The sequence below is a fragment of the Pseudomonas vlassakiae genome, from assembly GCF_014269035.2.
Taxonomy (GTDB): Bacteria; Pseudomonadota; Gammaproteobacteria; order Pseudomonadales; family Pseudomonadaceae; genus Aquipseudomonas; species Aquipseudomonas vlassakiae.
In genome coordinates this window covers 59858-82273 of sequence record NZ_JABWRP020000001.1, presented here as the reverse complement: position 1 = coordinate 82273, position 22416 = coordinate 59858, and the positions used below count along the sequence as shown (strand labels likewise).

23 protein-coding genes, 1 pseudogene and 1 riboswitch are annotated in these 22416 nt (G+C 63.6%); of the genes and pseudogenes, 4 read left to right on the top strand and 20 right to left on the bottom strand.

The window, feature by feature from the left end:
• Positions 1-45 precede the first annotated feature (45 nt).
• Positions 46-387 (bottom strand): annotated as a pseudogene (locus HU738_RS00390) (sel1 repeat family protein); the annotation flags it as partial.
• A 954-nt stretch (positions 388-1341) separates the two neighbouring features.
• Between HU738_RS00390 and HU738_RS00385 the strand changes: the two are divergent.
• From HU738_RS00385 to HU738_RS00375, 3 genes are all read left to right on the top strand, one after another.
• Complete coding sequence (locus HU738_RS00385) at positions 1342-1566, top strand: hypothetical protein (RefSeq protein ID WP_054887044.1); 225 nt, start codon at positions 1342-1344, stop codon at positions 1564-1566.
• Between the two features lie 248 nt (positions 1567-1814).
• Entirely contained in the window at positions 1815-2297 is a 483-nt protein-coding gene (locus HU738_RS00380; protein WP_186602130.1) for a hypothetical protein, read from the top strand.
• 146 nt (positions 2298-2443) lie between these two features.
• A complete protein-coding gene (locus HU738_RS00375; protein WP_176509875.1) occupies positions 2444-3709 on the top strand; it encodes an OmpP1/FadL family transporter in 1266 nt (421 codons plus the stop codon).
• Positions 3710-3873: 164 nt separating this feature from the next.
• Here the strand turns inward: HU738_RS00375 and HU738_RS00370 are convergent, their stop codons facing one another.
• From HU738_RS00370 to cobO, 15 genes are all read right to left on the bottom strand, one after another.
• On the bottom strand, positions 3874-4425 hold the full coding sequence (locus HU738_RS00370; protein WP_186602131.1) for a glutathione peroxidase: 552 nt from the start codon (positions 4423-4425) through the stop codon (positions 3874-3876).
• Positions 4426-4471: 46 nt separating this feature from the next.
• The gene (locus HU738_RS26095; RefSeq protein ID WP_264082567.1) at positions 4472-4594 is read right to left on the bottom strand and encodes a hypothetical protein; all 123 of its coding nucleotides are present in this window, start codon (positions 4592-4594) and stop codon (positions 4472-4474) included.
• Entirely contained in the window at positions 4591-5793 is a 1203-nt protein-coding gene (locus tag HU738_RS00365; protein ID WP_186602132.1) for an MFS transporter, read from the bottom strand. Before HU738_RS00365 ends, HU738_RS26095 begins: the two co-directional genes overlap by 4 nt.
• A 63-nt stretch (positions 5794-5856) precedes the next feature.
• Positions 5857-6261, bottom strand: a complete 405-nt coding sequence (locus HU738_RS00360) for a MarR family winged helix-turn-helix transcriptional regulator (RefSeq protein ID WP_186602133.1) — start codon at positions 6259-6261, stop codon at positions 5857-5859.
• Positions 6262-6303: 42 nt separating this feature from the next.
• Positions 6304-7416 (bottom strand): glycoside hydrolase family 5 protein, encoded by a 1113-nt coding sequence (locus tag HU738_RS00355; RefSeq protein WP_367616151.1) that lies wholly within the window; start codon positions 7414-7416, stop codon positions 6304-6306.
• A gap of 212 nt (positions 7417-7628) precedes the next feature.
• Positions 7629-8357 (bottom strand): adenosylcobinamide-GDP ribazoletransferase, encoded by a 729-nt coding sequence (locus HU738_RS00350; RefSeq protein ID WP_186602135.1) that lies wholly within the window; start codon positions 8355-8357, stop codon positions 7629-7631.
• Between the two features lies 1 nt (position 8358).
• The gene (locus HU738_RS00345) at positions 8359-8916 is read right to left on the bottom strand and encodes a histidine phosphatase family protein (protein ID WP_186602136.1); all 558 of its coding nucleotides are present in this window, start codon (positions 8914-8916) and stop codon (positions 8359-8361) included.
• A complete protein-coding gene (cobT, locus tag HU738_RS00340; RefSeq protein WP_186602138.1) occupies positions 8913-9968 on the bottom strand; it encodes a nicotinate-nucleotide--dimethylbenzimidazole phosphoribosyltransferase in 1056 nt (351 codons plus the stop codon). The genes HU738_RS00345 and cobT overlap by 4 nt, the downstream gene beginning before the upstream one ends.
• Positions 9965-10486 (bottom strand): bifunctional adenosylcobinamide kinase/adenosylcobinamide-phosphate guanylyltransferase, encoded by a 522-nt coding sequence (cobU, locus tag HU738_RS00335; RefSeq protein WP_186602140.1) that lies wholly within the window; start codon positions 10484-10486, stop codon positions 9965-9967. Before cobU ends, cobT begins: the two co-directional genes overlap by 4 nt.
• Position 10487: 1 nt before the next feature.
• Positions 10488-11942 carry a cobyric acid synthase gene (locus HU738_RS00330; RefSeq protein WP_186602142.1) on the bottom strand — a complete coding sequence of 485 codons (1455 nt, stop codon included), beginning with the start codon at positions 11940-11942 and terminating at the stop codon, positions 10488-10490.
• Entirely contained in the window at positions 11939-12931 is a 993-nt protein-coding gene (cobD, locus tag HU738_RS00325) for a threonine-phosphate decarboxylase CobD (protein WP_186602144.1), read from the bottom strand. The genes HU738_RS00330 and cobD overlap by 4 nt, the downstream gene beginning before the upstream one ends.
• Positions 12924-13832, bottom strand: coding sequence for an adenosylcobinamide-phosphate synthase CbiB (cbiB, locus tag HU738_RS00320; protein ID WP_186602146.1), 909 nt, complete (start codon positions 13830-13832; stop codon positions 12924-12926). The genes cobD and cbiB overlap by 8 nt, the downstream gene beginning before the upstream one ends.
• Entirely contained in the window at positions 13829-14479 is a 651-nt protein-coding gene (bluB, locus tag HU738_RS00315) for a 5,6-dimethylbenzimidazole synthase (protein ID WP_176509888.1), read from the bottom strand. The genes cbiB and bluB overlap by 4 nt, the downstream gene beginning before the upstream one ends.
• Positions 14476-15771, bottom strand: coding sequence for a cobyrinic acid a,c-diamide synthase CobB (locus HU738_RS00310; protein ID WP_176509889.1), 1296 nt, complete (start codon positions 15769-15771; stop codon positions 14476-14478). Before HU738_RS00310 ends, bluB begins: the two co-directional genes overlap by 4 nt.
• Positions 15768-16379, bottom strand: coding sequence for a cob(I)yrinic acid a,c-diamide adenosyltransferase (cobO, locus tag HU738_RS00305; RefSeq protein WP_054885546.1), 612 nt, complete (start codon positions 16377-16379; stop codon positions 15768-15770). Before cobO ends, HU738_RS00310 begins: the two co-directional genes overlap by 4 nt.
• Positions 16380-16497: 118 nt before the next feature.
• Positions 16498-16716: riboswitch (cobalamin riboswitch) on the bottom strand.
• 166 nt (positions 16717-16882) lie between these two features.
• Here cobO and HU738_RS00300 point away from each other — a divergent pair.
• Positions 16883-17461 carry a hypothetical protein gene (locus HU738_RS00300; RefSeq protein WP_186602148.1) on the top strand — a complete coding sequence of 193 codons (579 nt, stop codon included), beginning with the start codon at positions 16883-16885 and terminating at the stop codon, positions 17459-17461.
• A 76-nt stretch (positions 17462-17537) separates the two neighbouring features.
• Here HU738_RS00300 and HU738_RS00295 read toward each other — a convergent pair whose 3' ends face one another.
• The 4 genes from HU738_RS00295 to hda form a co-directional block, all read right to left on the bottom strand.
• Complete coding sequence (locus HU738_RS00295; protein ID WP_186602150.1) at positions 17538-20087, bottom strand: dermonecrotic toxin domain-containing protein; 2550 nt, start codon at positions 20085-20087, stop codon at positions 17538-17540.
• 96 nt (positions 20088-20183) lie between these two features.
• A complete protein-coding gene (locus HU738_RS00290) occupies positions 20184-20717 on the bottom strand; it encodes a C40 family peptidase (RefSeq protein WP_176509892.1) in 534 nt (177 codons plus the stop codon).
• A gap of 136 nt (positions 20718-20853) precedes the next feature.
• On the bottom strand, positions 20854-21492 hold the full coding sequence (locus tag HU738_RS00285) for a C40 family peptidase (protein WP_186602152.1): 639 nt from the start codon (positions 21490-21492) through the stop codon (positions 20854-20856).
• A gap of 127 nt (positions 21493-21619) precedes the next feature.
• Positions 21620-22327, bottom strand: coding sequence for a DnaA regulatory inactivator Hda (hda, locus tag HU738_RS00280; RefSeq protein ID WP_008092169.1), 708 nt, complete (start codon positions 22325-22327; stop codon positions 21620-21622).
• Positions 22328-22416 lie beyond the last annotated feature (89 nt).

The window sequence follows — 22416 nt, the reverse complement described above, 5'->3', positions numbered from 1 at the left end:
ACACCATTGCGAGTTGTGTGCAGCTTACCAGTCTGCCCGGTCGGGCGCCTGTTTCGCCGCATCGGTCTCGAACAGCCGCGCATACTCCAGCTGCGCCCGCTGGTCCCCGGCCCGTGCCGCCTGACGCAGCAGTTCATGGCCGATGCGACGGTCCCGGGCATTGCCGCAATCACGGCAGAGCATTTGCCCCAACCGGCTCTGCGCCACCACCACACCTTCGCGCGCGGGCTGCTTGAGCAGGTGCCCGGCAATATGCTTGATCTGTGGCTTGTCACCCAGGCTCGGGCTATCGAGCAGCCAGAGGGCCACTTTAAGGGAAAAGCGTCTGGGCGCAGGGGCTGATGAGGCAACAACGGGACTGGCGAGGGGTTTACCGCGAAACTTCATGACCGACAGGGATGGCAACTCGAAGGGCGCGCAACTGTACTCCTTTTTTTTGTGCATGACCTGGCGATTTCCGGCGGATTTCAATTTTTTTTCGATGATTTTTTCTTGACGTTTCCGAGTGGATGACTAGAGGGTCGGCAGGTGCCCATCGATTGTCGGACAGTTCTCTGAGGTGCTGGCACGCCCGTCCTAGAGCAAGCGCTTGGGACAATCCACAGTTCCTGTGGATAACTCGGTGGACAACCCCGCCAATGAGGCCGCGAACCCCCGAGAAATGGGGCTTACGGTCAAACTGACGATTTTTTCACCAGCAAAAATTAGTGTTTTTTTTCATTGACTTAAGGTGCCAGTCAAGTCATTGGCGAGCATGAGAAAGGCTGTTGCCAGCGTGTTACAAGTCATGCCTCGAATGTGTACAAGTGCACTGAAAGCCTGCGTTTGGATGCACGAAATTGGCACATCGGGGCCAGTTGGACGCCGGTTGCCCCCCTTCCCATGAGGCGAAACACACGCCATACTGCGCGGCTCGCCTGAAGAAACACGCAATGCTTGCAAAGGCCGTCTATTTTCGCTAAGGTGCGCTCCGTTAGTACCCAAGCTGAAAGTCAATTCTGGCCAGAAGCGTCCTTGCAGCCCATCGCTCTCCCGAACGATCGCTGCTGAAACCAGGACCGGCCCCCTCGATGATTCACTCGCCAGCCCAGCGCTGTTCAAGCACGAATCAACCGGAAGATTGATCAGGATTCCACCCCGACGGCCTAGAACCTTGGCCCCGGCGTGTTGCCTGCCTTCTGAAGTACCTACCAGTCAGCCCAAGCGCCCACACTTGATTGCGCTCTCTCTGGCTGCCCTGTTCCAGTCAGGTTCGTTCGTCCCTTAATAAAGGCGTCACTGGAACGTTTCTATCATGCACGGATCATAAACCCCGTGTTTAAAGCAGGAACCTCCAATAACATGCAAACTCATCATCAAATTCAGGCTGCCATTGGCACCCTCTCCCAAGCCTTCTCGCCGTTGAAGTGCCTAATCGTTGCCCCACGCAAGGGCAGCTTCAGCTTCACCCTGGTGGACGAGCACGGCATCGCCTGCCACACCGAACGCCTGTACCCTGAACAGTACAGCCACTCGGAACCCCTGCAGGCGGTAATCGCCCGCACCCGTCAGTCGCTCACCGCGTGAGTGGCGAATATCGGGGTATTCACAAGCTGAATGGCGCCTGTCGCAAGCTGCCTGATCGTTCTGGTGCTAATTGCCGCCAGGCATATGGCAGCGTGCGGCAGGCAGCAATCGATTTAAAAACAGCCCTTTACACCACGATTATCACACTACACTTCAACTCGAGCGGTCCCTACCGCTTCCGGCGGGCCTGACCAATCACCAGCTGCCAAGCTCCAGCGCCCGTCGGCCCTTTACTGCTCGAGGGCATCATGGGTATCGCGGCGAATGAATTGTGTCAGTATGTGATCCGACCTACCCTGGTCTATCTGAATCGCCACTGCGCCAGCGCCGAGGCCCTTCTGCTCGGTATCGCGGCCAGCCAGTCGGCACTCGGTTCAGCCTTGCACGATCGCCGTGGCCACGGCCTCTACCGCATTGGCGAAAGCCGTCACCAAGCCATCTGGGATCATTTCCTTGCCCGTGACCCGGAGTTGGCCAGCCTGGTTCGCGGCCTGGCCAGTCAGCACGCCTTTCTCGGCGGACCGCACCTGGAACTCACGGTCAACCTGCGCTACTCCACTGCCATTGCCTGGATGCTCATCGAAGAGCAGTCGACGCCGCTGCCAGCGGCCGATGATTTGCTCGGCCTGGCTCGAATCTGGCGGCAGATTTTCCATCCGCAAGGTCGCCTGCGCGACTTTACCCAAGCTTGGCACTTGTGCGTTGAGCAGAAGTTGCCACAGGCATCTTAGGAAGCGTCCTACACGTTTGTTAGAAAAAATGGAATTTTGGTCGGATTGTCCTACAAAACGGCGCGATCTCCTGTAATTCAGGCTATAGCGCGGCGCGTCATTTGTTGGTAGCTTTTCGCCCCGGAGATCACAAGGAGTTTCTAATAATGAAAAAAGCAATGCTCAAAACCTCCCTCGGCGTAGCCGTTGCCCTGGCATCCAGCCAATTGTTCGCTGCCGGCTTCGCACTTAACGAACAAAGCATCAGCGGCATGGGTACCGGCTTTGCAGGTCGTTCTTCTTCTGCCGAGGACGCCAGCACGGTGTACGGTAACCCTGCAGGCATGTCGCGCCTCAAACGCCAGGAAGTCACCGTGGGCGGAGCCGCTGTAATTGCCAAGACTGACATTTCCGGCCCGGGCAGCCGCCCACTGCCAGGCGAAACCGACGGTGACATGGTGCCTACCGTTGGCGTTCCAATGGGCTACTACGTGAAACCGATCGATGAGCACTGGAGCGTCGGCTTTGGCGTTTACGTGCCATTCGGCCTGGTTACCGATTATGGCAGTGGCGACGCCGCTCGCTATTGGGGCAAGAAGAGCCACGTCGAGGTCATCACCTTCCAACCTACCGTCAGCTACGCCTTCAACGACAAGGTGTCGATCGGTTTCGGCCCGACCATCAACCGCATCAAGGGCGAGCTGGGCTCGAACACCATCAACCCGCGCTCCCCAGGCGTGAACGATGGCGAAGTGAAGATCAAGGGTGACGACACTGCCGTCGGTTACAACATCGGGATCCTGGTGCAGGCCACCGACCGCACCCGCGTCGGCCTGACCTACCACTCCATGGTCGACTACAAACTCGAAGGCGACACCAAGATCAACAACGCCCTGATCGGGCCTTTCAGCGGCAGCAAGTTCGACGCCACGCTGAAGATCAAGACACCTGAGTCTGTGGACTTCTCGGTCACCCATGAACTGGACGACCAGTGGACCCTGTATGCCGGCAGCACCTGGACCCGCTGGAGCCGCCTGGAAAACATCACCGTCAACAACGACGTCCCGGCACCGCTGAGGGCCCAGTTCGGCACCATCACCGAAGAGCAGAACTGGCACGATACCTGGGCTCACGCCATTGGCGCCTCCTACAAGGTAAACAAGGAATGGGTGCTGCGCACCGGCTTCTCTGTCGACCAGTCGCCAACCAACAACACCGACCGCTCGCCGCGCATTCCTACCGGTGATCGCAAGGCGATCAGCATCGGCGCTGGCTGGAGCCCAAGCGACGACATGACCATCGACGTGGCCTACTCCTACCTGTGGGAAGAGGACACCAAGGTCAACCTGGCAAGCCCAACCAAGGGCCGCTACCAGGCCAAGTACGAGAACAGCGCACACGGTATCGGTGCCTCGCTCACCTACCGCTTCTGATTCGTACCGCAGCATGAATAAACCGCCCTCGTGGCGGTTTTTTCATGCCTGCACCTGCCAGCTGTCGCCCAAGGACTCACGCAGGTAATCCATGAAGGCTGGCGTCAGCGCCATGCTGCGGGTGGTGCGGCTGAGCAGGCGCACTTGCAGATGGCGCTCCACCCCTACGGATGCGAGGCTATCGCCTTCTCTATCGCAGCCCTGAAGGCGGGATCATCGGGTTTGGTCAGGCTCGAGAAGTTGCCGATCACCTTGCCCTGACGATCCACCACGTACTTGTAGAAATTCCACTTCGGCGCGCTGCTCTGGCTCGCCAGCTCGGCAAACAGCGGTATCGCATCCTTGCCGCGCACCGCCTGGGTCTTGGTCATGGTGAAGGTCACCCCATAATTGGCGTAACAGACCTTGGCAGTCTTCTCGCTGTCGGCATCTTCCTGCTTGAAGTCGTTGGACGGCACCCCGAGCATTTCCAGCCCCTGCTCGTGGTACGCCTTGTAGGTCGCCTCCAGCCCTTCGAACTGCGGCGCAAACCCGCAGTAACTGGCCGTATTGACCACCACCAGCGGCTTGCCGCCGAAGCGCTGGCACAGGTCGACCTGCCCCTTGCCACGCAACTCAGGCAAACTGCCCTGCAACAGCGCCGGGCAATCGGCAGCCCAGCTGGAACTGGCGGCCAGCAAAGCCAGCAGCGGCATCGTCAACCATTGGGCACGCATGATTCATTCCTCCTGCAAGACAATCCTTGAACTTGCAGGGTAGCGCTTAACAAACGCTCATGCCCAACTGCATCAACGCCATTCCACCCCGCCGCCAGCCCCACCACACCAGCGCCAGCAACAGCGCAGCAGCCGCCAGCGACAGTCCGCGGGCCAGGTAACGGTTCATACCGCCTGCGCCTGCAGGCGGGCGACTGGCCGCTCTCGCACCGGCCAGTTGAGCGCGGCAGCCAGCACACTGAGCAGAATCGAAATCTGCCACACCACGTCATAGCTGCCGGTCTGGTCGTAGACGACGCCCCCCAGCCAGCCACCGAGGAAAGCGCCCAACTGGTGGAACAGGAAGACGATGCCGCCAAGCATCGACAGGTTGCGCACGCCGAATACGGTGGCCACGGTGCCATTGGTCAACGGCACCGTGGACAGCCAGAGCAGCCCCATGGCGATACCGAACAGGTAGGCACTGAACTGAGTCACCGGCACCCACAGGAACAGCGCAATCACCACGGCACGCAGCAGGTACAACGCCGTCAGCAAGCGCGGCTTGGACATGCGCCCGCCCAGCCAGCCAGCGGTGTAGGTCCCCACGATGTTGAACAACCCGACCAGTGCCAGCACCGTGGTGCCGGTGGTCGCCGGCAGGTGCTGGTCGACCAGGTAGGCCGGCAGGTGTACGCCAATGAAGACCACCTGGAAGCCACAGACGAAGAAGCCCAGCGCAAGCAGCCAGAAGCCGGAGTGCGAACACGCCTCGCGCAGGGCCTCGTTCAATGTCTGCTCCGCCCCCTGACTGGCCAGCGGGCGATCACGCAGCAGGCCGACAAAAGGCACGATCAGCGCCACCAGCAAGCCAAGCACCAGCAGCGCCGACGACCAACCCAGCCATTCGATGAGGCCAAGGGTACCGGGAAGCATGGCGAACTGGCCAAAGGAACCGGCAGCACTGGCAATACCCATGGCCATGCTGCGTTTTTCCGCTGGAACGGCGCGGCCGACCACACCGAGGATCACCGAGAAAGAGGTGCCGGACAGGCCGATACCGATCAGCAGGCCCGCGCTGAGCGACAGCGACCAGGCCGAATCGGCGGTACTCATCAACAACAGGCCAGCGGCATAAAGAAAGCCCCCCATGATGACGACCCGCGCCGCACCCAGGCGGTCGGCCAGCGCACCGGCGAACGGCTGCGCCAGGCCCCAGACCAGGTTCTGCAGGGCAATGGCAAAGGCGAACACCCCGCGGCCCCAGCCAAACTCGCCGCTCATCGGAGCCAGGAACAGGCCAAAACCGTGCCGCACACCCAGGGACAGCGCCAGGATAAAGGCCGCCCCCGCAAGTACCCACCCGCTGGTTCGCCACACCGAAGTCATTGTCGTTATCTCCAGCACATCGCAAGGTTGTACGGGTCTATACCCGCTTCTAATCGTGATGACTCAGGCAAGCCGCTCCAGCAAACGTATCAGCTCGTCACGCTGCCCTTCGCCCAACTGCCCGACCAACTTCAACTGCGCCTGCTCCCAGGCAGGATGGGCCGCCCTCAGGCGTGCCGCACCCGCCTCGGTCAGCAATACCACGCGGTTGCGCTGGTCATCGCCATCGGCGAGGGCTACCAGGCCTTCAGCCTCCAGCACGCGCAGGTTGCGACCCAAGGTACTACGCTCCAGGCCCATTGCCTCGGCCAGCGTGGTGATACTCGGGCGATCAAGCCGTTGCAGGTGACGCAGCAGGGAAAACTGGGCGACATTGATGCCGAAGCCGGCAAGGGCCTCGTCGTAATGTCGGCTCACCCCGCGGGCGGCGCGACGCAGATGGGTACAGATGCATTCACTGGTCAACATGGATACGTGTATATACCCGCATCTGGGTGGTTGCAAGAAATTTCAATCTGCCAAGCGTCGCCGGATCGGCTCGAATTCTGCCGTGGCCTTGCGTGCCAAGGGGTCGGGCGTACCGTGCTCGATCGCTTGCCAATATCGCCATGGCACCTTTGCCGATCCCAGCTCGTAGTCCATGCCATCCCAGCTATCTTCGCGGAAGCTGTAGAACGCCCAGTGCAACCGATGCCGGTCCATGACCGAAAGGACATCATCGAGGTACTCACTGCAACCGGGCAGCCGCCGCATGCATCCAAACTCGCCTACCACCAGCCGGGAGCGCGGCAGCCTCATGCGCTCCATCCAGGCCAACGGCAGGTCCAGATACTGACGAACCCGTTCGGCGTCCCATTGCTGAATGTCACCGGCGAACGGCGCTGGGCCGGGATAACTGATCGGGGGCTTGCGCAACAGGTTTGGCGCACTGGTAGCCGAATAGGGTTCATACATGTGCACGCTGTAGAGCACGCGATCATCCTGCAAGGGCGCTTGCCAATAACCGAAAGCGTCGGCACTGGCGTACCAGCCAGCGTCGACCATGATTGGGGTCCTGGCATCCACTTCGCGTATCGCCGCAACCAGTTGCGCGTACAGCGCAGGCAGGTCACGCGCCCCACCCCTCTGCCGTGCGTACCACTGCTGCATGCGCTCAGGCGATGCATGCTCGGCCAGGCCGCCAAGCTTCTCGGGGGCAGGTTCGTTGATCAGGTTGTAGGCGGCAATGGCAGGATGGTCTTCGAGGGCCCGGGCCAGGTCTCGCCAGAAACTGTCCGCTTGCCGGGCGTAACCGTTGCCTTGCCAAAGACGGTCATCGAACTGCCCCTGGTTATTCTGTGACCAGCGCATTCCAGGCAGCGACAGCGGTGCAATGACCACCTTGAGCCCCGCCCTGTGCGCGCGGTCCAGGGTATCGCGAAGTTGCTTGAGATCGGCGGCAGGCAGCTGCTCGTACCGGTCCGCATTGCCCAGGAGGAAGTCACGCTGCGCCGGCTTCCACTTGTCGTAGGACAGCCGTACCCAGCTCGCGCCGTACGCACGCAGTGCATCGAAATAGGCCTGATCCGGTGGCAAGCGATTGAAGCTGTTGCCGCCGTGGCGCGGGGTATTCCAGAAGTCGATCAGGTCGGCCGCCTTGACAGGGGCGCTAGCGGTCACCAGTAACAAGGCCAGCAGGAGTCGTCGCATTGTCCATGCCTTCGCAGTGGAAGAGAAGCCGCGAGGATAGACAGCCGCAGAAAAAGCGTCATTTCCTGAATTTTTTCAGCAGTTTTCCGAAAAATGACGGCACGTTTTATCCGTAAGAAATCTCCCTGAGCTGTGCAGGACTGTTCTCAAATTGCCAAGCCCAGCAGCACAGTCAATTCCACAACCTCCAACAGGGCGCCTGCGGTATCACCCGTGGTCCCACCCAGTCGCCTGCACATCAACCGGCGCAATGCGATGAATACTGCGATCGCCGCCAGCATCGGCAAGATCACACGCGTACCCCCTACCAGCAAACACATCAGCAGACTGGCCAGCAGGACCCACACGGCCGTACGCCGCGGCAAGTGCTCGGCGAGTGCCTGCCCCAGGCCCCCGCGACGCACGTAAGGTGTGCCGAGGAACAATCCGAGCATCGCCGCCCGCCCCACAATCGGCGCCAGCAGCAATGCCATGCCAGCGCCCTGCTCCACCAGTACCCACAGGGCACAGAATTTCAGCAGCAATACCAGCACCAGCGTGACCACGGCTATCGGCCCGCTGCGTGGATCTTTCATGATCTGCAAGGTGCGCTCCCGATCCCCGAAGCCACCAAGCCAGGCATCGGCACTGTCGGCCAGGCCATCCAGGTGCAACGCGCCACTGAGCGACACCCACAGCGTCAGCAACAGCGCCGCGTGCAACGGCGCCGCAGCACCTTGCAGCAGATGGCTGGCCAGCCACAGCAACAGGCCGAACAGCAACCCTACCAGCGGGTAATACAACAACGAACGGCCCATTTCCCGCGGTTCGGGCATCCCCGGCAAACGCACCGGCAGACTGCTCAGAAACTGCAGGGCAATCCAGAACGGCAGCATGTCAAAGCACCTCGAGCATCACGCCATCTGCGTCCACCGCCAGGCGCATCAGGGCGCCATGGCCAACCTCGACCTGCAGCAACTGCTCCCTGGGCAGCCCGCGGGCCCGCGCCAGCAGCAGCCGCATGACGCCGCCATGGGTGACCAGCAGCACGCGCTTTCCGGCATGCTGCTGGCGCAGGCGCTCGACGGCAGCCAGCACACGCTCGGCAAAAGCCACGACAGGCTCCCCTGCGGGCGGCGTGTAGCTGTACGGGTCGGCCCAGAAACGGCCAAGCTCGTCAGCCTGCGTTTGCATGATCTGCAACGCACTGCGCCCTTCCCACTCGCCGAAATGCAGCTCTTGCAAATCGGCTTCGAGCTGAACCGGCATGCCCAGTTGCTCGGCAAAACGCGCACAGCGCTGCAATGGCGAACTGACCAGCACATCCCAGGGGCCAGCGCCTGCCAGCGCTTCGCGCATCTGGCCCCAGCCCTTGTCGGTCAAGGCATCGTCCAGGCTGCCGCGCAGGCCGCCGCCCTGCTCGGTTTCACCGTGGCGCAGCAGGTCGAGGATCATGCCGGGCGGTCCGCCACCGCCGCTTCGGCGAAGGTCGCCATCTGCCCGTGCAGGGCGCAGGCCAGGCGCATCAGTGGCACTGCCAGGGCGGCGCCACTGCCCTCGCCCAGGCGCAGGCCCAGCGCCAGCAATGGTTGGGCCTGCAGCGCCGCGAGCACGGCCTGGTGCCCAGGTTCGGCACCTTGGTGCGCGAACAGCAACCAGTCACGGCTCTGCGGATTGAGGCGCACCGCCAGCAATGCCGCGACGCTGCAGATGAAGCCATCCACCAGCACGGCGATACCTTGCTGGGCGCAGGCCAGGTAGGCACCGGTCAGCGCAGCGATCTCGAAGCCACCGACACAGGCCAGCGCCCGCAGCGGCTCGTCGGCGCGCAGGCCGTGCAGCGCCAAGGCGCGCTCGATCACGTCGGCCTTATGGCGAACACCAGCGCTGTCCAGGCCGGTACCCGGCCCGCTCAACTCATGTGCCGGGCAGGCCAGCAAGGTGCTGGCCAGGGCGGCTGCGGCAGAGGTGTTGCCGATGCCCATCTCGCCGCCGATGAACAGCTGAGCGCCCTTGGCCGCTGCACGCAAGGCGCTGTCACGCCCCGCCTGCAAAGCAGCCTGCAGCTGGGCATCGGTCATCGCCGGCTGGCGGGCGAAGTTGGCGGTGCCGGCGCCCAGGCACAGGTGCAGCACCCCTGGCAGTTCCAGCTCAGGATCGATCGTGCCCAGGTCGACCAGGTCAAGGCTGGCCTGCAGCTGGCGGGCCAGCACGCTGATCGCCGCGCCCCCCCCCACGAAGTTGCGCAGCATCTGCCCGGTGACTGCCTGTGGATAGGCCGAAATGCCCTCTTCGACCACGCCGTGGTCGCCCGCAAAGAGGCTGATGGCGACCTGATCCAGGACAGGCCGCTCGCAGCCTTGCAGGCCAGCCAATTGCACGGCCAGGCCCTCCAGCTGGCCGAGCGAGCCGGCAGGTTTGGTCAGCTGCTGCTGACGGGCGCGGGCCTGGTCCATGGCGGCATTGTCGAGAGGTTGGCAGGCATCACGCCACCAGGCTTGGTTCATAGAGCGGGTCCTTTGAGCATGAGAGGTAGGCCGGCCACGGTCAGTACCACGCGTTGGCAGCGTTCGGCAACGGCCTGGTGCAGCCAGCCGGCCAGGTCGACGTAACGGCGGGTCAGCTCGCCCATGGGCACCACGCCCAGGCCGGTTTCGTTGCTGACCAGGATGATTGTGCCGGGCAGCTGCTCCAGGCAGTCGAGCAGCGCATCGCGCTCCGCGGCGAGCCGCTGCGGATCTTCGAGCATCAGCAGGTTGGTCAGCCACAAGGTCAGGCAGTCCACCAGCAGGCATCGGCCTGCGGCGGCTTCTGCGCGCAGCACGGCAGCCAGGGCCAAGGGTTCTTCGATCAGCCCCCAGTCATCAGGCCGGCGCTGGCGGTGCAGGCGCACGCGCTCGTTCATTTCGCCATCCAGCGGCTCGCTGGTGGCGATGTAGGTAACCGGCAGACCGCAGTTGCCGGCCAGTTGCTCGGCCAGGCGGCTCTTGCCCGAGCGGGCGCCGCCGAGAATCAGGTTGCGCATGTCAGGCGACTCCACAAAGCGTTCGCAGGTGAGCGGTATCCAGGTGCTGTTCAACCAGATCGGCCAGGCGCTCGATGTCACGTTCGCGCAGGGCCTCGTAATCGATGGTCTGCGCATGCTCCAGCCCCGCCCAGCGCAGCAGCGCGGCACACGACTGGCTGCCCTCGAACAGGCCATGCAGGTAGGTGGCGAGGATCTGGCCATCGGCACTCACAGCACCGTCACAACGGCCATCGGCGAGCTGCACCGCCGGCTGCTCCAAGGCAGGCCCGGCAGTGACCCCGGCATGAATTTCATAGCCGGCGACCGGCGCATCTTCAAGGCTCAGGGTCCCGGCAACGTTACGCAGTTGCTTGTCGGCTTCGAGCACCGTCACGTAGTCGAACAGGCCGAGCCCGGGGCTCGAACCGGCGGCGCCCTCCAGGCCGAGCGGGTCCTGTACCTCGCGGCCAAGCATCTGCAGGCCGCCACAGATCCCGATCAGCTTGCCGCCATAGCGCAGGTGGCGCTCGATGGCCTTGTCCCACCCACGCTCGTGCAGTTGCGCCAAGTCGCCACGTACGCTCTTCGAGCCGGGCAGGATGATCAGGTCGGCGGCCGGGATCGGCTGGCCCGGGCCGATGAACTGCAGGTCGACCTGCGGGTGCAGGCGCAGCGGGTCGAAGTCGGTGTGGTTGCTGATGCGCGGCAACACCGGGACGATTACCTTGAGTACGCGCGCCTGCTTGGCGCCCTGACGGATGTCGATGCCATCCTCGGCCTCCAGGTGCAGGTCGGTGACGTAGGGTAGCACGCCCAGCACCGGTTTGCCGGTGCGTTGCTCCAGCCAGTCCAGGCCCGGCTGCAGCAGCGCGATGTCGCCACGGAAGCGGTTGATGACAAAGCCCTTGACCCGCGCCTGCTCGCTCGGTGACAGCAGTTCGAGGGTGCCGACCAGGTGGGCGAACACCCCGCCACGGTTGATGTCGGCCACCAGGATCACCGGGCAGTCGACCGCTTCGGCAAAGCCCATGTTGGCGATGTCGCCGGCACGCAGGTTGATCTCGGCCGGCGACCCAGCCCCCTCGACCATCACCACCGGGTAGGCGTCACTGAGGCGCTGATGCGAAGCCAGCACCGCCTGCATGGCAATGGCTTTGTAGTCGTGATAGGCCACCGCATTCATGCTGGTGACTGCGCGCCCGTGGATGATCACCTGGGCGCCCGTGTCGCTGTTGGGCTTGAGCAGCACCGGGTTCATGTCGGTGTGCGGTGCCAGTCGGCAGGCCTGGGCCTGCACCGCCTGGGCGCGGCCGATTTCGCCGCCGTCGGCGGTCACCGCGCTGTTGAGCGCCATGTTCTGCGGCTTGAACGGCACCACGCCGACGCCCTGGCGCAACAGCCAACGGCACAAGGCGGTAACCAGCGTGCTCTTGCCGGCATCGGAAGTGGTGCCTTGCACCATGAGGGTGGTCATGCCGTTTCCTTCTGGTAATCAGTCAGGGCCTGGGCCAGGCGCTGCTCGTCAGCAGCCGTTGCCGGCAGGCCAAGGCGTACGGCAGCGGGCTGCTCGAACAGGCGCACCAGGATGCCGCGGCGGGCGAGAAAGTCATGCAACTGGGCTGCCTGGGTGCTGCGCACGTACTGAAACAGGTCGCAGCCGCCGCTGGGCGCCAGGCCGCAGCCCTGCAGCAGCGCAGCCAGGCGCTGGCTGGCCAGGGCACAGCGTTCAAGCTGGGCCCGATGCGCCGCATGGTCGGCAAAGCAGGCTTGCGCCAGCACCCGGGTCGGGCCGCTGACGGTCCACGGCCCGAGCCATTCGTCAAGGCGCCGCAACAAGGAGGGTTCAGCCACTACACAGCCCAGCCGCACACCGGCCAGGCCGAAGAACTTGCCGAACGAACGCAGCACGATCAGGCCCGGGCGCTCGGCGCAATCCGCCACGCTGTGTGGCGGTGAGTTGTCCATGAACGCTTCGTCCACCAGCAGCCAGCCACCGCGCTCGGCAAGACGCGCATGCCAGGCCAGCAGCCGTTCGCGCGGCACGAGCCGCCCGGTCGGGTTGTTCGGGTTGACCAGCACCAGCACGTCGAGCTGATCGAGTTGCGCCTCGACCTGGCTTTCCTCCAGCTCGATCAGCTGATGCCCCGCTCGCTGCCAGGCATGCGGGTGCTCGGCGTAGCACGGCGCCAGCACACCAACGCGCCCCAGCGGGCGCAGCAGGGGCAAGGCCTGGATAGCCGCCTGGGAGCCTGCCACCGGCAGCAGGTGCCGCACACCGTAGTAGTGCCGCGCAGCGTCCTCCAGCCCGTCATCGGTCTCCGGCAGGCGTGCCCAGGCTTCTGGCGCAATGGAGGGAATCGGGTAAGGCCAAGGGGCAATGCCGCTGGACAGGTCGAGCCAGTCCTCGCGGGCAATCCCGTATTGCCGCACTGCCCGCAGCAGGCGGCCTCCGTGTTCAAGCATTCAGATAGGCTCCCAGGCAGATCAGCAGTACCCACAACCAGACGCCACGCTGGACCAGGCTCCAGCCGCGCTCGATGGCATCGACATCGGCCATCGGCCCCTCACCCAGGCGCGGGCGCTCGTGCAGTTCGCCGTGGTACACCGCCGGGCCACCCAGTTCGACACCCAGCGCACCGGCACCCGAGGCCATCACCGGCCCGGCATTGGGGCTGTCCCACAGCGGCGCCTGCTTGCGCCAGCAGGCCAGGGCAAGACGCGTCCTGCCCAGCAGTGCGTAGGTCAGCGCCACCAACCTGGCGGGAATGTAGTTCAGCACATCGTCGATGCGCGCGGCGCACCAGCCGAAACGCTCGAAGCGTTCATTGCGGTACCCCCACATCGCATCCAGGGTATTGCTCAAGCGGTACAGCACTACCCCCGGCGCACCGGCCACGACAAACCAGAACAGCGCGGCGAACACCGCATCGCTGCCGTTTTCCAGCACCGACTCGGTGGCCGCCCGCGCCACGGCGGGCTCATCCAGCTCGCGGGTTTCCCGACTGACCAGATAGCCGACACGACGCCGCGCCTCTTCCAGATCACCTTGGCGCAAGGCATTGGCCACCGGCAGCACATGCTCGCCGAGGCTGCGCAAGCCGAGGGCGCAATACAGCGCCAGCACATCCACCAGCCAGCCGATACAGGGCAGCCAGGACAGGATCAGCGCCACCAGGGTCAAGGGCACCACGGCCAGGAACCAGGCGCTCACGCCGTGGCTGCGCCAGCCGCGTCCACCGGCATTCAGGCGGCGTTCCAGGCTCGACGCCAGGTTGCCGAAGCCCACCAGTGGGTGCCGGCGCCTGGGCTCGCCCAGCAGTGCATCGAGGGCCACGCCGGCCACCGTCAGCAAGGCCACGCTCATGGGCGTTCTCCCCATTGGTTCTCGAACAGCATTTCACTCAAAGGGCGTTCCTCGGCCCAGTTTTCCTGGACCAACATGGGCTGTGCGTAGAATTCGCTGACCGGCCCCAGGCACAACACGGCCACCGGCTTGGCGCCCGCAGGCATGCCCAGCAGTGCGGCCAGGGCTTGCGGGTCGAACAGGGACACCCAACCCAACCCCAGGCCCTCGGCGCGGGCGGCCAGCCACAGGTTCTGGATCGCGCAGGCCAGTGAGGCCAGGTCCATTTCCGGCAGGGTACGGCGGCCGAAAATGTGCGGCTCACGGTTATCCATCAAGGCCGCCACCAGCACTTCGGCACAGTCGCTGATGCCCTCGACCTTGAGCTTCATGAAATCATCGGAGCGTTGGCCCAAGGCTTCGGCAGTACGCACCCGCTCCTCTTCGACCAGGCCCTGAATGCGCCCGCGCAGCTCGCGTTGGCTGATGCGGATGAACCGCCAAGGTTGCATCAGGCCGACACTGGGCGCCTGGTGCGCGGCGGCCAGCAGACGGCCGAGCAGCTCAGGCGCGACCGAGCCGCCGGCAAAGTGGCGCATGTCGCGGCGTTCACCGATCGCCCGGTAGATCGCGGCGCGCTCGGCGGCGCTGTAGGCGTGATCAGTCATGGTCGCAACAGCGCCGCCGCCGCATCAGGGTTGGACGGGAAGTAGAAGTGCACGTAGGAGGCGGTCAGGCGGCCCAGCCGATACACCGCTTCGTTGCCGCGCCCGCCGTTGGGGCTCAGGCCGCGGGCGATAGGCTCAAGCCCGGTGCTGGTCAACGAGTGGTGATAGGTGTGCCCGCGCAGGGTACCTTCCGGCAGTTCCACGGCCTGCAGGGCCAGGGCCGCCAAGCGCTTCTGCATGGTCGCCTCGCCAGGCAGCAGGCCGAGCAGCTCGGCACGCTCGCCAGCGACATCGGTCAGCGCCTCGAGCAGATACAGCATGCCGCCGCACTCGGCCAGCAAGGGTTTGCCTTGGGCGTGATGGGCACGGATCGCCTCGCACATCGGCGCATTGGCGGCCAGTGCGTGGTGATGCAGCTCCGGATAACCCCCCGGCAGGTACAGGCTGTCCACTGCCGGCAGTTCACGATCATGCAGGGGCGAGAAAAACGACAGCTGCGCGCCCAGGTCGCGCAACAGATCGAGGTTGGCGCCATAGGTGAAGGCGAACGCTTCGTCACGCGCCACGCCGATGCGCACGCCGCTCAGCGACCCGGCGCACGGCTGCGATACAGGCGCGGCAAACACCACGGGCGGCGGCAAAGCAGCATCGCAGCTGGCGCCGAGCGCTTCGGCAGCCGCATCCAGGCGGGCATCCAGATCGTTCAGTTCGCTGGCCTGGACCAGTCCCAAGTGGCGGCTGGGCAGCTCGATGCCGCGCTCCCGCGACAGGCCGCCATACCAGCGCAGGCCCTCGGTCAGGCTGCCTTCGAGCAGTTGCGCATGGCGCAAGCTACCGACCCGGTTGGCCAGCACACCGGCGAACGGCAGGTCGGCCTGATAACGTGCCAGGCCCAGCGCCAGGGCGCCAAACGTCTGGGCCATGGCCGTGCCGTCGATCACCGCCAGTACCGGCACGCCGAAGTGGCGAGCCAGATCGGCACTCGACGGCGTGCCGTCGAACAGGCCCATCACCCCTTCGATCAGAATCAGGTCGGCCTCTTCTGCGGCTTGCCACAGCAGGCGACGGCTTTCTTCGGCACCGATCATCCACAGGTCGAGCTGGTATACCGGCGCGCCACTGGCCCGCTCCAGGATCATCGGGTCGAGGAAATCCGGGCCGCACTTGAACACCCTGACCTTTCGCCCAAGGTTGCGGTGCAGGCGGGCCAGGGCTGCCGTCACGGTGGTCTTGCCCTGACCGGAGGCAGGTGCTGCGATCAGCACCGCCGGGCAGCTGCGCGTTGCACTCACAGTTCGACGCCCTTCTGCGCGCGAATACCGGCCTGGAACGCATGCTTGAGCATGCCCATCTCGGTAACCGTATCGGCCAGTTCGATCATTTCGGGCTTGGCCGCACGGCCGGTGACAATCACATGCTGCATTGGCGGCCGAGCCTGAATGTCACTCAGCACCTGGTCGAGGTCGAGGTAGCCGTGCTTGAGGGCGATGTTCAGCTCATCGAGCACCACGAACTGCACACCCGGGTCTTGCAGCAGTTGGCGCGAAACCGCCCACGCGGCTTCGGCAGCGGCGATGTCGCGCTGGCGGTCCTGGGTCTCCCAGGTGAAGCCCTCGCCCATCACGTGGTAACGCACCTGCTCGGGGAAGCGGCGGAAGAACAGTTCCTCACCGGTGCTGTTGCGGCCCTTGATGAACTGCACCACGCCGCACTGCATGCCATGGCCCAGCGCGCGCGCGAGCATGCCGAAAGCCGAGCTGCTCTTGCCCTTGCCGTTGCCGGTGAGCACCAGCAGCAGGCCGCATTCATTAGGGGAATTGGCAATGCGCTCGTCGATGACCGCCTTCTTGCGCTGCATGCGCGCCAGGTGGCGTTCGTCGCGTTCGGTGGATTCGCTCATGAAGGGTTCTCCGCAGGCTGTCGCCGCAGCAAAGCGACGACAGGTAATAGGCGGGCAAACGGAGAACGCGCAGGGGCCATGGCCGCAGCCACGGTGCACCGCGCATCACCCTCCGTGATGCCGTTGGCAGTTTCAGGCCGGTCTCCGGGCTCGTGAGCGGGCAATCGGCCCTGGCCTGCGCGCCTTCCCGGGTTCGTACCCAGTGGCCCTGCGCGGCCGCTACTCACCTACCGTTGCGGGGGCAGCGCCGGAATCGCGCCCTGCTGGCGACCACCGGCTTCCCAGTTTCACCCTGCCCAGTCGAGGCTGGCAGGGCACCTGAAACACGCCGCGAAGGTTAGAGGGTTGCACTGGGAGCGTCAATCGAACGGGGCCTTTTACTTCGGCAGAACTGGCCTGGATCAATGGCCGATCCACCGGGTTGTGCCACACTGAGCAGAGTGATATCACATAGCCATCATTTTGCACTGAACACGATCACAACGATAACAGGAGTGCGCAGCATGCAAGGCCAGATCATCAACAACCCTCACCTGGAGTTCCTGCAACCGGTACTGGAGCGCTGGGTCGATTGCATCGACCGCTTCAACCGGTTCAATGGTGATGCCGAAGCCCCCTACTGGCACGGCAGCGCCGCCAACATCGGCATGCTCGCAGCTGCCGCCTGGCAGGCCGAGCTGGCGGCACTGCCGCAGTTTGCCAGCAAGAAACAGCGTGACGAAGGTGACCAGGAGGGGCGCTGCGACCTGTCGATCAGCAGCGCCGACGAGGCGCTCTACCTGAGCGTGAGCCAGCGCTGGCCAAGAATTGCCCGGCTGGACATGGACGCGGCCCTGCAGCAAACCGCCACCCTCGCCCGCCAGGTGGCCTACCCCAGCCAGCTGAAAGCCGGGGCGCTGTTCGTCACCCCGTGGAAGGCGGGCCAGCATGCCAGCCCGGAAGAACTGCAGGACCTGGTCGATGACCTGCAAAAACATACCGCCTGCGCCATCGCCTGGTACTTCCCTTATGCCTATCGCAAGCTGCACAACGAACTGGGCCAGTATTTTCCGGGGGTGGCACTGCTGATGAAGCAGGCCTGAGCTCAACGGCGGATCAGCGCCGGTACAGCATCGGAGACACCGCCCATGGATCGGGAGGATGTCGACCTGATCGCAATCAGCCCGGGAAGAACCGCTCGACCAAGGCGGGTGTACGAAAACGCATGCGGTATTGCGCTTCGTTGAACAGCAACCCGGAACGCAAATCGTACACCGCCCCGCCTGCAGGTTTGTCGGTTTGCTTCAGGGTCACCTTGATGAACCGGTAGTGCTCGCCCCTGACCTCCTCCAGGCCCTCGATGCGGAAATAATGCCCTGGCAGGAACAAACTCTCGGCCTCATCCCAATACAGGGAAAACGCACTGACCGGTGTGGCATCACGGTATTGCCCGGCCGGCAGCTCGAACACCACCGAACTGTCATCGAAGCGTCCTGGCAGGCCGCCTGGCATATTCAGGGACGGCACCGAGGCGAACTCGGCAACCTTGAAAGGGTTTTCGGTGAACGATGTAAGGTCGGTATTGACCAGTACATCGCCGACTCGCAAATGCCCAGCCCTGTAGGAGTCGCCACCGGTGCCGCGGAAGTTGTTGCCACCTCGGTACAGCGTCACCTGGTTATTCTTGGGCAGCAATCCCAGACTGTCCGCCAGGTCCGCGATGTACATGTCTTCATCACCGTACTTGTAAGCCCCCCGACGGAAAACATCATTCACTTGCGATTCATCGCTGGTGTAGTACTCGATCAGGGTATTGAAGTACTCGTTGCCATAGCGGTAGGAATAGTAACGCCTGCCACCGATTATCACGCAGTCCAGGCCCAGCGCATCGTAGTCGGGGGCCCGGCCACGCGCCAACTCAGCCACCGGCCAACGCTCCAGCAGTTTTTTTTGCCGGCGCAATGCCGTGGCCGCCAGTCGCCCAAGCTGTTCGCTATCGCTGACCGTGTAGATGTCCCAGAAGGATGATCGGGTAACGGGCAGGACGCCTTCCTCCTCCGGTGCCATTCCGCCCTGCAAGCTTGGCGGTGCCAGTAGCTCCCACTCGCCAGCCTCGTTCAAGCGCACCGGCCGCAACGCAATGAACGCGAACGGATTGTCTGCGGGCACCACCAGCCAGACCGCCAGTTCGTGGCTGTAGCGCACGCGATAGCTCAGGCCATTGAGCGTGATCCAGCACCTGCCGCCCTGATCGACACGTATGCCACGCAAACGTCCGCTTTGGGTCAGCTCGCCGTCAAGCACGGAATTGCTCTCCTGCCCCTCCGCAGCCAAGCTGGCCGACGTCACCGGTTGCCAGTCATCAAGGCTGAGGTTGTGCTCGTGAGGCGGGGTTTCGTAAGTCAACCAGGCATGCATCGATGCGAAGCCGATGTCCACCATGTTGAATGTCGCATAGATGCTTTCGATCATCGCCGAACGCAACGCCTGCTTGCGATCCTGCTCATCGGTGGCGTGCAGCGCCGCGTCCACATCCAGCCCGACCTTGGCGACAGTGGCCCCTAGCAGCATGAGGGACATCGGCCACCCCAGCGGCGCAAGGCTGCCAAAGACGTTGAGGAACGCCGAGAGGTAGCCCGTGCACATGGCCTTGCGCAAGCCCGCGTTATCTTGCAGAAGCTGGCCGTTGCGGTGCATCTCTGCGCGAGCCTGGTCGCTCAGCCAAGCAAAAAGATCGGTGCCGAGCGAGCGTTTGAACAGTGACAATGCGATCAACCCGGCCTCATCGTCACGGCTGTTGGCGATGCCCAGCAAATGTACGCTGATCAGCTGGTTGACCGACCTGTCCCGAGGGTTGTTGTGGGCCGCCATGACGAACGCTTCCAGGGTTGCCTTGACCTGCAACTGCGCACGTAGCCAGGACGCCAGCGCCTGCTCCGAATCGAACCCCCGCAACGGCTCGTCGGCCCACGGCAAATAGGCGACTACTCGTCCATCAGCCGACTGCATCGTCAGCAGGCAGCCCCTGTCGTCCTCACCGAAGGCATAACGGCTGACGACCAGGCTATTGTCGGTGGATTGGCGCTGGAGCATGGCGAGCGAAGGCATGGCAATGTTGGCCAGCTCCGCCGACACAAGCCTACGCAGACGGTGAGCGTCCTGGGCCGTGATACGCTTGTCGAGCAGGGCAGTGGCTACCTGTCCCAACAGGTTGATCTTGGCCAATACGCGGAAATGCCCGGCGTTGCTCGACCAGAAGCGCTCGACTGCTTCGCGATACAGCACCGCAAGATCCAGCGCCCACAGATCCCTCTGCACATCACTGCCCAACATCGGCACTTCATTGCGCTCATTGTAGGTAGAGGCGTGGGGCCCCTGCAGGTAGAAGCCGCCGCGCTGGTCGAGTTCATCGGCTGCATCCTGGTAGTACAGGTCGAAGCGTTCGAGCACCAACTCGGTCATCAGCATCGATTTCTGCGGTGGACCGCTGTGCTGCCAACCGGTGAAGCTGCGTGCACTGCTGTGTTCGTTGTTGAACTGGTGCCACCAGACCAGCCGTGGCTCCATCCGTTTGCCGGTGTGCTTGTGCAGGATCTGCGCGGCATGGTGGTGTGCCAGCTCGTACAGGTCAGGGAAGTCCGCGAGGATCTGGTCCACCAGGCGCACAAGAGGGCGCGCCTCATCCAGGGTATCCAGGCTGCGGTTCATTCGTTCATTGGGGGTATTCACGGCCCACTCCAAAGCGTTGCTATCGGAGGCGCATACTGGCGACCTCGGGGCAACGTGGAGTGGTAGATGTATGCCGCGCGAGCGGAAAGCGCGAAATCAGCGGTTCTGCGCGAGGCTCCCTTGCGGGATGACCCGCTTGGCCTGCAGGTAGGCTTTGGACCAGTAGCTGTTGGACAGGTAATCCAGGCGTACCGTACCGCCTGTGCGGGGCGCATGCACGAAGCGCCCCTCGCCCACATAGATCCCGGCATGACTGACCTGTGAACCGCCACCGGTGGCGAAGAACACCAGGTCACCCGACTGCAGCGAGTTGATGTCCACAGTGGGCGCGCGCATGACGATCATTTCGCGCGTCGAACGGGGCAGGCTGATGCCCGCCGCATCGCGGTACACATAACCGATCAGGCCGCTGCAGTCGAACCCGGAATCCGGTGTGTTGCCACCCCACCGATACGGTGTACCCACCAGGCCTATCGCACGCATCAACACGTCATCGGCGAGCGGCGAGCCTTCGGGCTGGTTGTAGGTGATCTGTGGCTGTACCACAGGGGCCGGTGCCGGGGCACGGCTGGAGCAGGCGGCCAGCAGTGCCACCAGAGAAAGGAGTGCGAAGCGCGCCATCATCGCCATGGCCAGAACTTCCTGTCTGAAACCGAACGGCCGCAGCCGAAAAGAGTTGAGAAATTAGATTAGACGCTTTCTGTAAATGCGCACGGCGGCGAGCTTTTTCAGCTACGCCGCCGTGGCAGGATATATCATTTTGATATCAGTTGCGCGCGATATTGGTGGTCGGCGCCATGGCCAAGGCACGCTTGGCTTCGATGAAGGTCTTGCTCCAGTAGCGATCACCGAGGCTGTCGATGCGCACACCACCGCTGCGGCGGCTGCTGGAGTGGATGAACTGGTTGTCACCCAGGTAGATGCCGGCATGGCTGACACGCCCACGGCCATTAGTGCTGAAGAACAGCAGGTCGCCTGGCTTGAGCTTGTTGCGAGCCACCTTTGGCGCATCGACGTTGATCATTTCGCGGGTCGAACGCGGCAGGTTCATGCCGGCCTCTTCGCGGAACAGGTAGCCGATGAAACCGCTGCAGTCGAAACCGGAAGCTTCCGAAGTACCGCCGAAGCGGTAGCGGGTGCCGATCAGCGACATGCCGCGCTCGAGGATGCTGTCGGCCAGCACCGGGAGCTGATAGGGCTTGCTGCTGGAGAAGGCCTCCAGGTCATCTTCAGTGGCCTGCTCTTCTTCGCCGAAAACGGACGAAGGCGAAGCTTTGGCCTTGTTGACCGATTGCGAGGCAATCTGGGTGTGATCCTGGGGCTGGGAAGCCGGGCCGTGGGCCGCGCAGCCAAACAACAGGGTCACGAGTGCGAGTGGCACGAGGGGTGCGAAGCGCTTGAGCATGGGCACGACCGTGTCTGTAATCCTTTAGAAGGGTGAAACTATGCCCTCTATCATGGCCATTTGCAAATTTTATCGAAAAAGATGTGACTTTTTCGTTTTGCGCCTCGGAGCCCAGTGTTTACGGGCGTTACCAGCCGAGGGTTTCCTTCAGGAAAGGGATGGTCAGCTTGCGCTGGGCCTGCAGGGAGGCCTGGTCGAGACGTTCGAGCAGGTCGAACAGCGCGCTCATGCTGCGCGTACCGCGAGTGAGGATGAAATGGCCGACCTCGTCGGTCAGGTGCAGACCCCGGCGCGAGGCACGCAATTGCAGGGCGCGCAGTTTGTCTTCATCGGACAGGCCACGCATCTGGAAGACCAGCGCGAGGGTCAGGCGAGACTTGAGGTCTGGCAGCTTGATCGGCAGTTCACGGGGCGAGGCCGAGGCCGCCAGCAGCAGGCGGCGGCCGCTGTCGCGCAGCCGGTTGAACAGGTGGAACATCGCTTCTTCCCAGTCCGCCTTGCCGGCGATCACATGCAGGTCGTCGATGCACACCAGTTCGTATTGGGCCAGGTAATCGAGCAGTTCAACGCCGCGATCGAGCAATTGTGCCAGTGGCAGGTATACCGCCGGTTCGCCGCGTTGCTGGAAGCGATGGGTGGCTGCCTGCAACAGGTGGCTGCGCCCGACGCCCTGCTTGCCCCACAGGTAGATGAGGCTCTCGGTCCAGCCGGCGTCGGCTTCGCACAGCCGCTCGACATAGCCTAACGCCGCAGCATTGGCGCCCGGATAGTAGTTGATGAAGGTGGCGTCATCGCGCAGGCGCACACCCAGGGGCAACTGGATCGGTGGTTTCATGCTCGCGGGCGGTCGGCAGGACCGCAGGGGGCCTTTGGTGAACAATGTGCAAAGTCTATACCCGCATTGCAGGGCGCACAATCATGCAG

Coding starts and splice junctions, on each gene's coding strand:
- HU738_RS00300 (WP_186602148.1), top strand. CDS start 16,883: ATGCAAGGCCAGATCATCAACAACCCTCACCTGGAGTTCCTGCAACCG.
- HU738_RS00380 (WP_186602130.1), top strand. CDS start 1,815: ATGGGTATCGCGGCGAATGAATTGTGTCAGTATGTGATCCGACCTACC.
- cobU (WP_186602140.1), bottom strand. CDS start 10,486: ATGCGCAACCTGATTCTCGGCGGCGCCCGCTCGGGCAAGAGCCGCCTG.
- HU738_RS00345 (WP_186602136.1), bottom strand. CDS start 8,916: ATGATCCTCGACCTGCTGCGCCACGGTGAAACCGAGCAGGGCGGCGGC.
- cbiB (WP_186602146.1), bottom strand. CDS start 13,832: ATGAGCGTGGCCTTGCTGACGGTGGCCGGCGTGGCCCTCGATGCACTG.
- HU738_RS00375 (WP_176509875.1), top strand. CDS start 2,444: ATGAAAAAAGCAATGCTCAAAACCTCCCTCGGCGTAGCCGTTGCCCTG.
- HU738_RS00285 (WP_186602152.1), bottom strand. CDS start 21,492: ATGCTCAAGCGCTTCGCACCCCTCGTGCCACTCGCACTCGTGACCCTG.
- HU738_RS00290 (WP_176509892.1), bottom strand. CDS start 20,717: ATGGCGATGATGGCGCGCTTCGCACTCCTTTCTCTGGTGGCACTGCTG.
- HU738_RS00360 (WP_186602133.1), bottom strand. CDS start 6,261: ATGTTGACCAGTGAATGCATCTGTACCCATCTGCGTCGCGCCGCCCGC.
- HU738_RS26095 (WP_264082567.1), bottom strand. CDS start 4,594: ATGAACCGTTACCTGGCCCGCGGACTGTCGCTGGCGGCTGCTGCGCTG.
- HU738_RS00330 (WP_186602142.1), bottom strand. CDS start 11,942: ATGACCACCCTCATGGTGCAAGGCACCACTTCCGATGCCGGCAAGAGC.
- HU738_RS00365 (WP_186602132.1), bottom strand. CDS start 5,793: ATGACTTCGGTGTGGCGAACCAGCGGGTGGGTACTTGCGGGGGCGGCC.
- cobD (WP_186602144.1), bottom strand. CDS start 12,931: ATGCTTGAACACGGAGGCCGCCTGCTGCGGGCAGTGCGGCAATACGGG.
- HU738_RS00385 (WP_054887044.1), top strand. CDS start 1,342: ATGCAAACTCATCATCAAATTCAGGCTGCCATTGGCACCCTCTCCCAA.
- cobO (WP_054885546.1), bottom strand. CDS start 16,379: ATGAGCGAATCCACCGAACGCGACGAACGCCACCTGGCGCGCATGCAG.
- bluB (WP_176509888.1), bottom strand. CDS start 14,479: ATGACTGATCACGCCTACAGCGCCGCCGAGCGCGCCGCGATCTACCGG.
- cobT (WP_186602138.1), bottom strand. CDS start 9,968: ATGAACCAAGCCTGGTGGCGTGATGCCTGCCAACCTCTCGACAATGCC.
- HU738_RS00350 (WP_186602135.1), bottom strand. CDS start 8,357: ATGCTGCCGTTCTGGATTGCCCTGCAGTTTCTGAGCAGTCTGCCGGTG.
- hda (WP_008092169.1), bottom strand. CDS start 22,327: ATGAAACCACCGATCCAGTTGCCCCTGGGTGTGCGCCTGCGCGATGAC.
- HU738_RS00370 (WP_186602131.1), bottom strand. CDS start 4,425: ATGCGTGCCCAATGGTTGACGATGCCGCTGCTGGCTTTGCTGGCCGCC.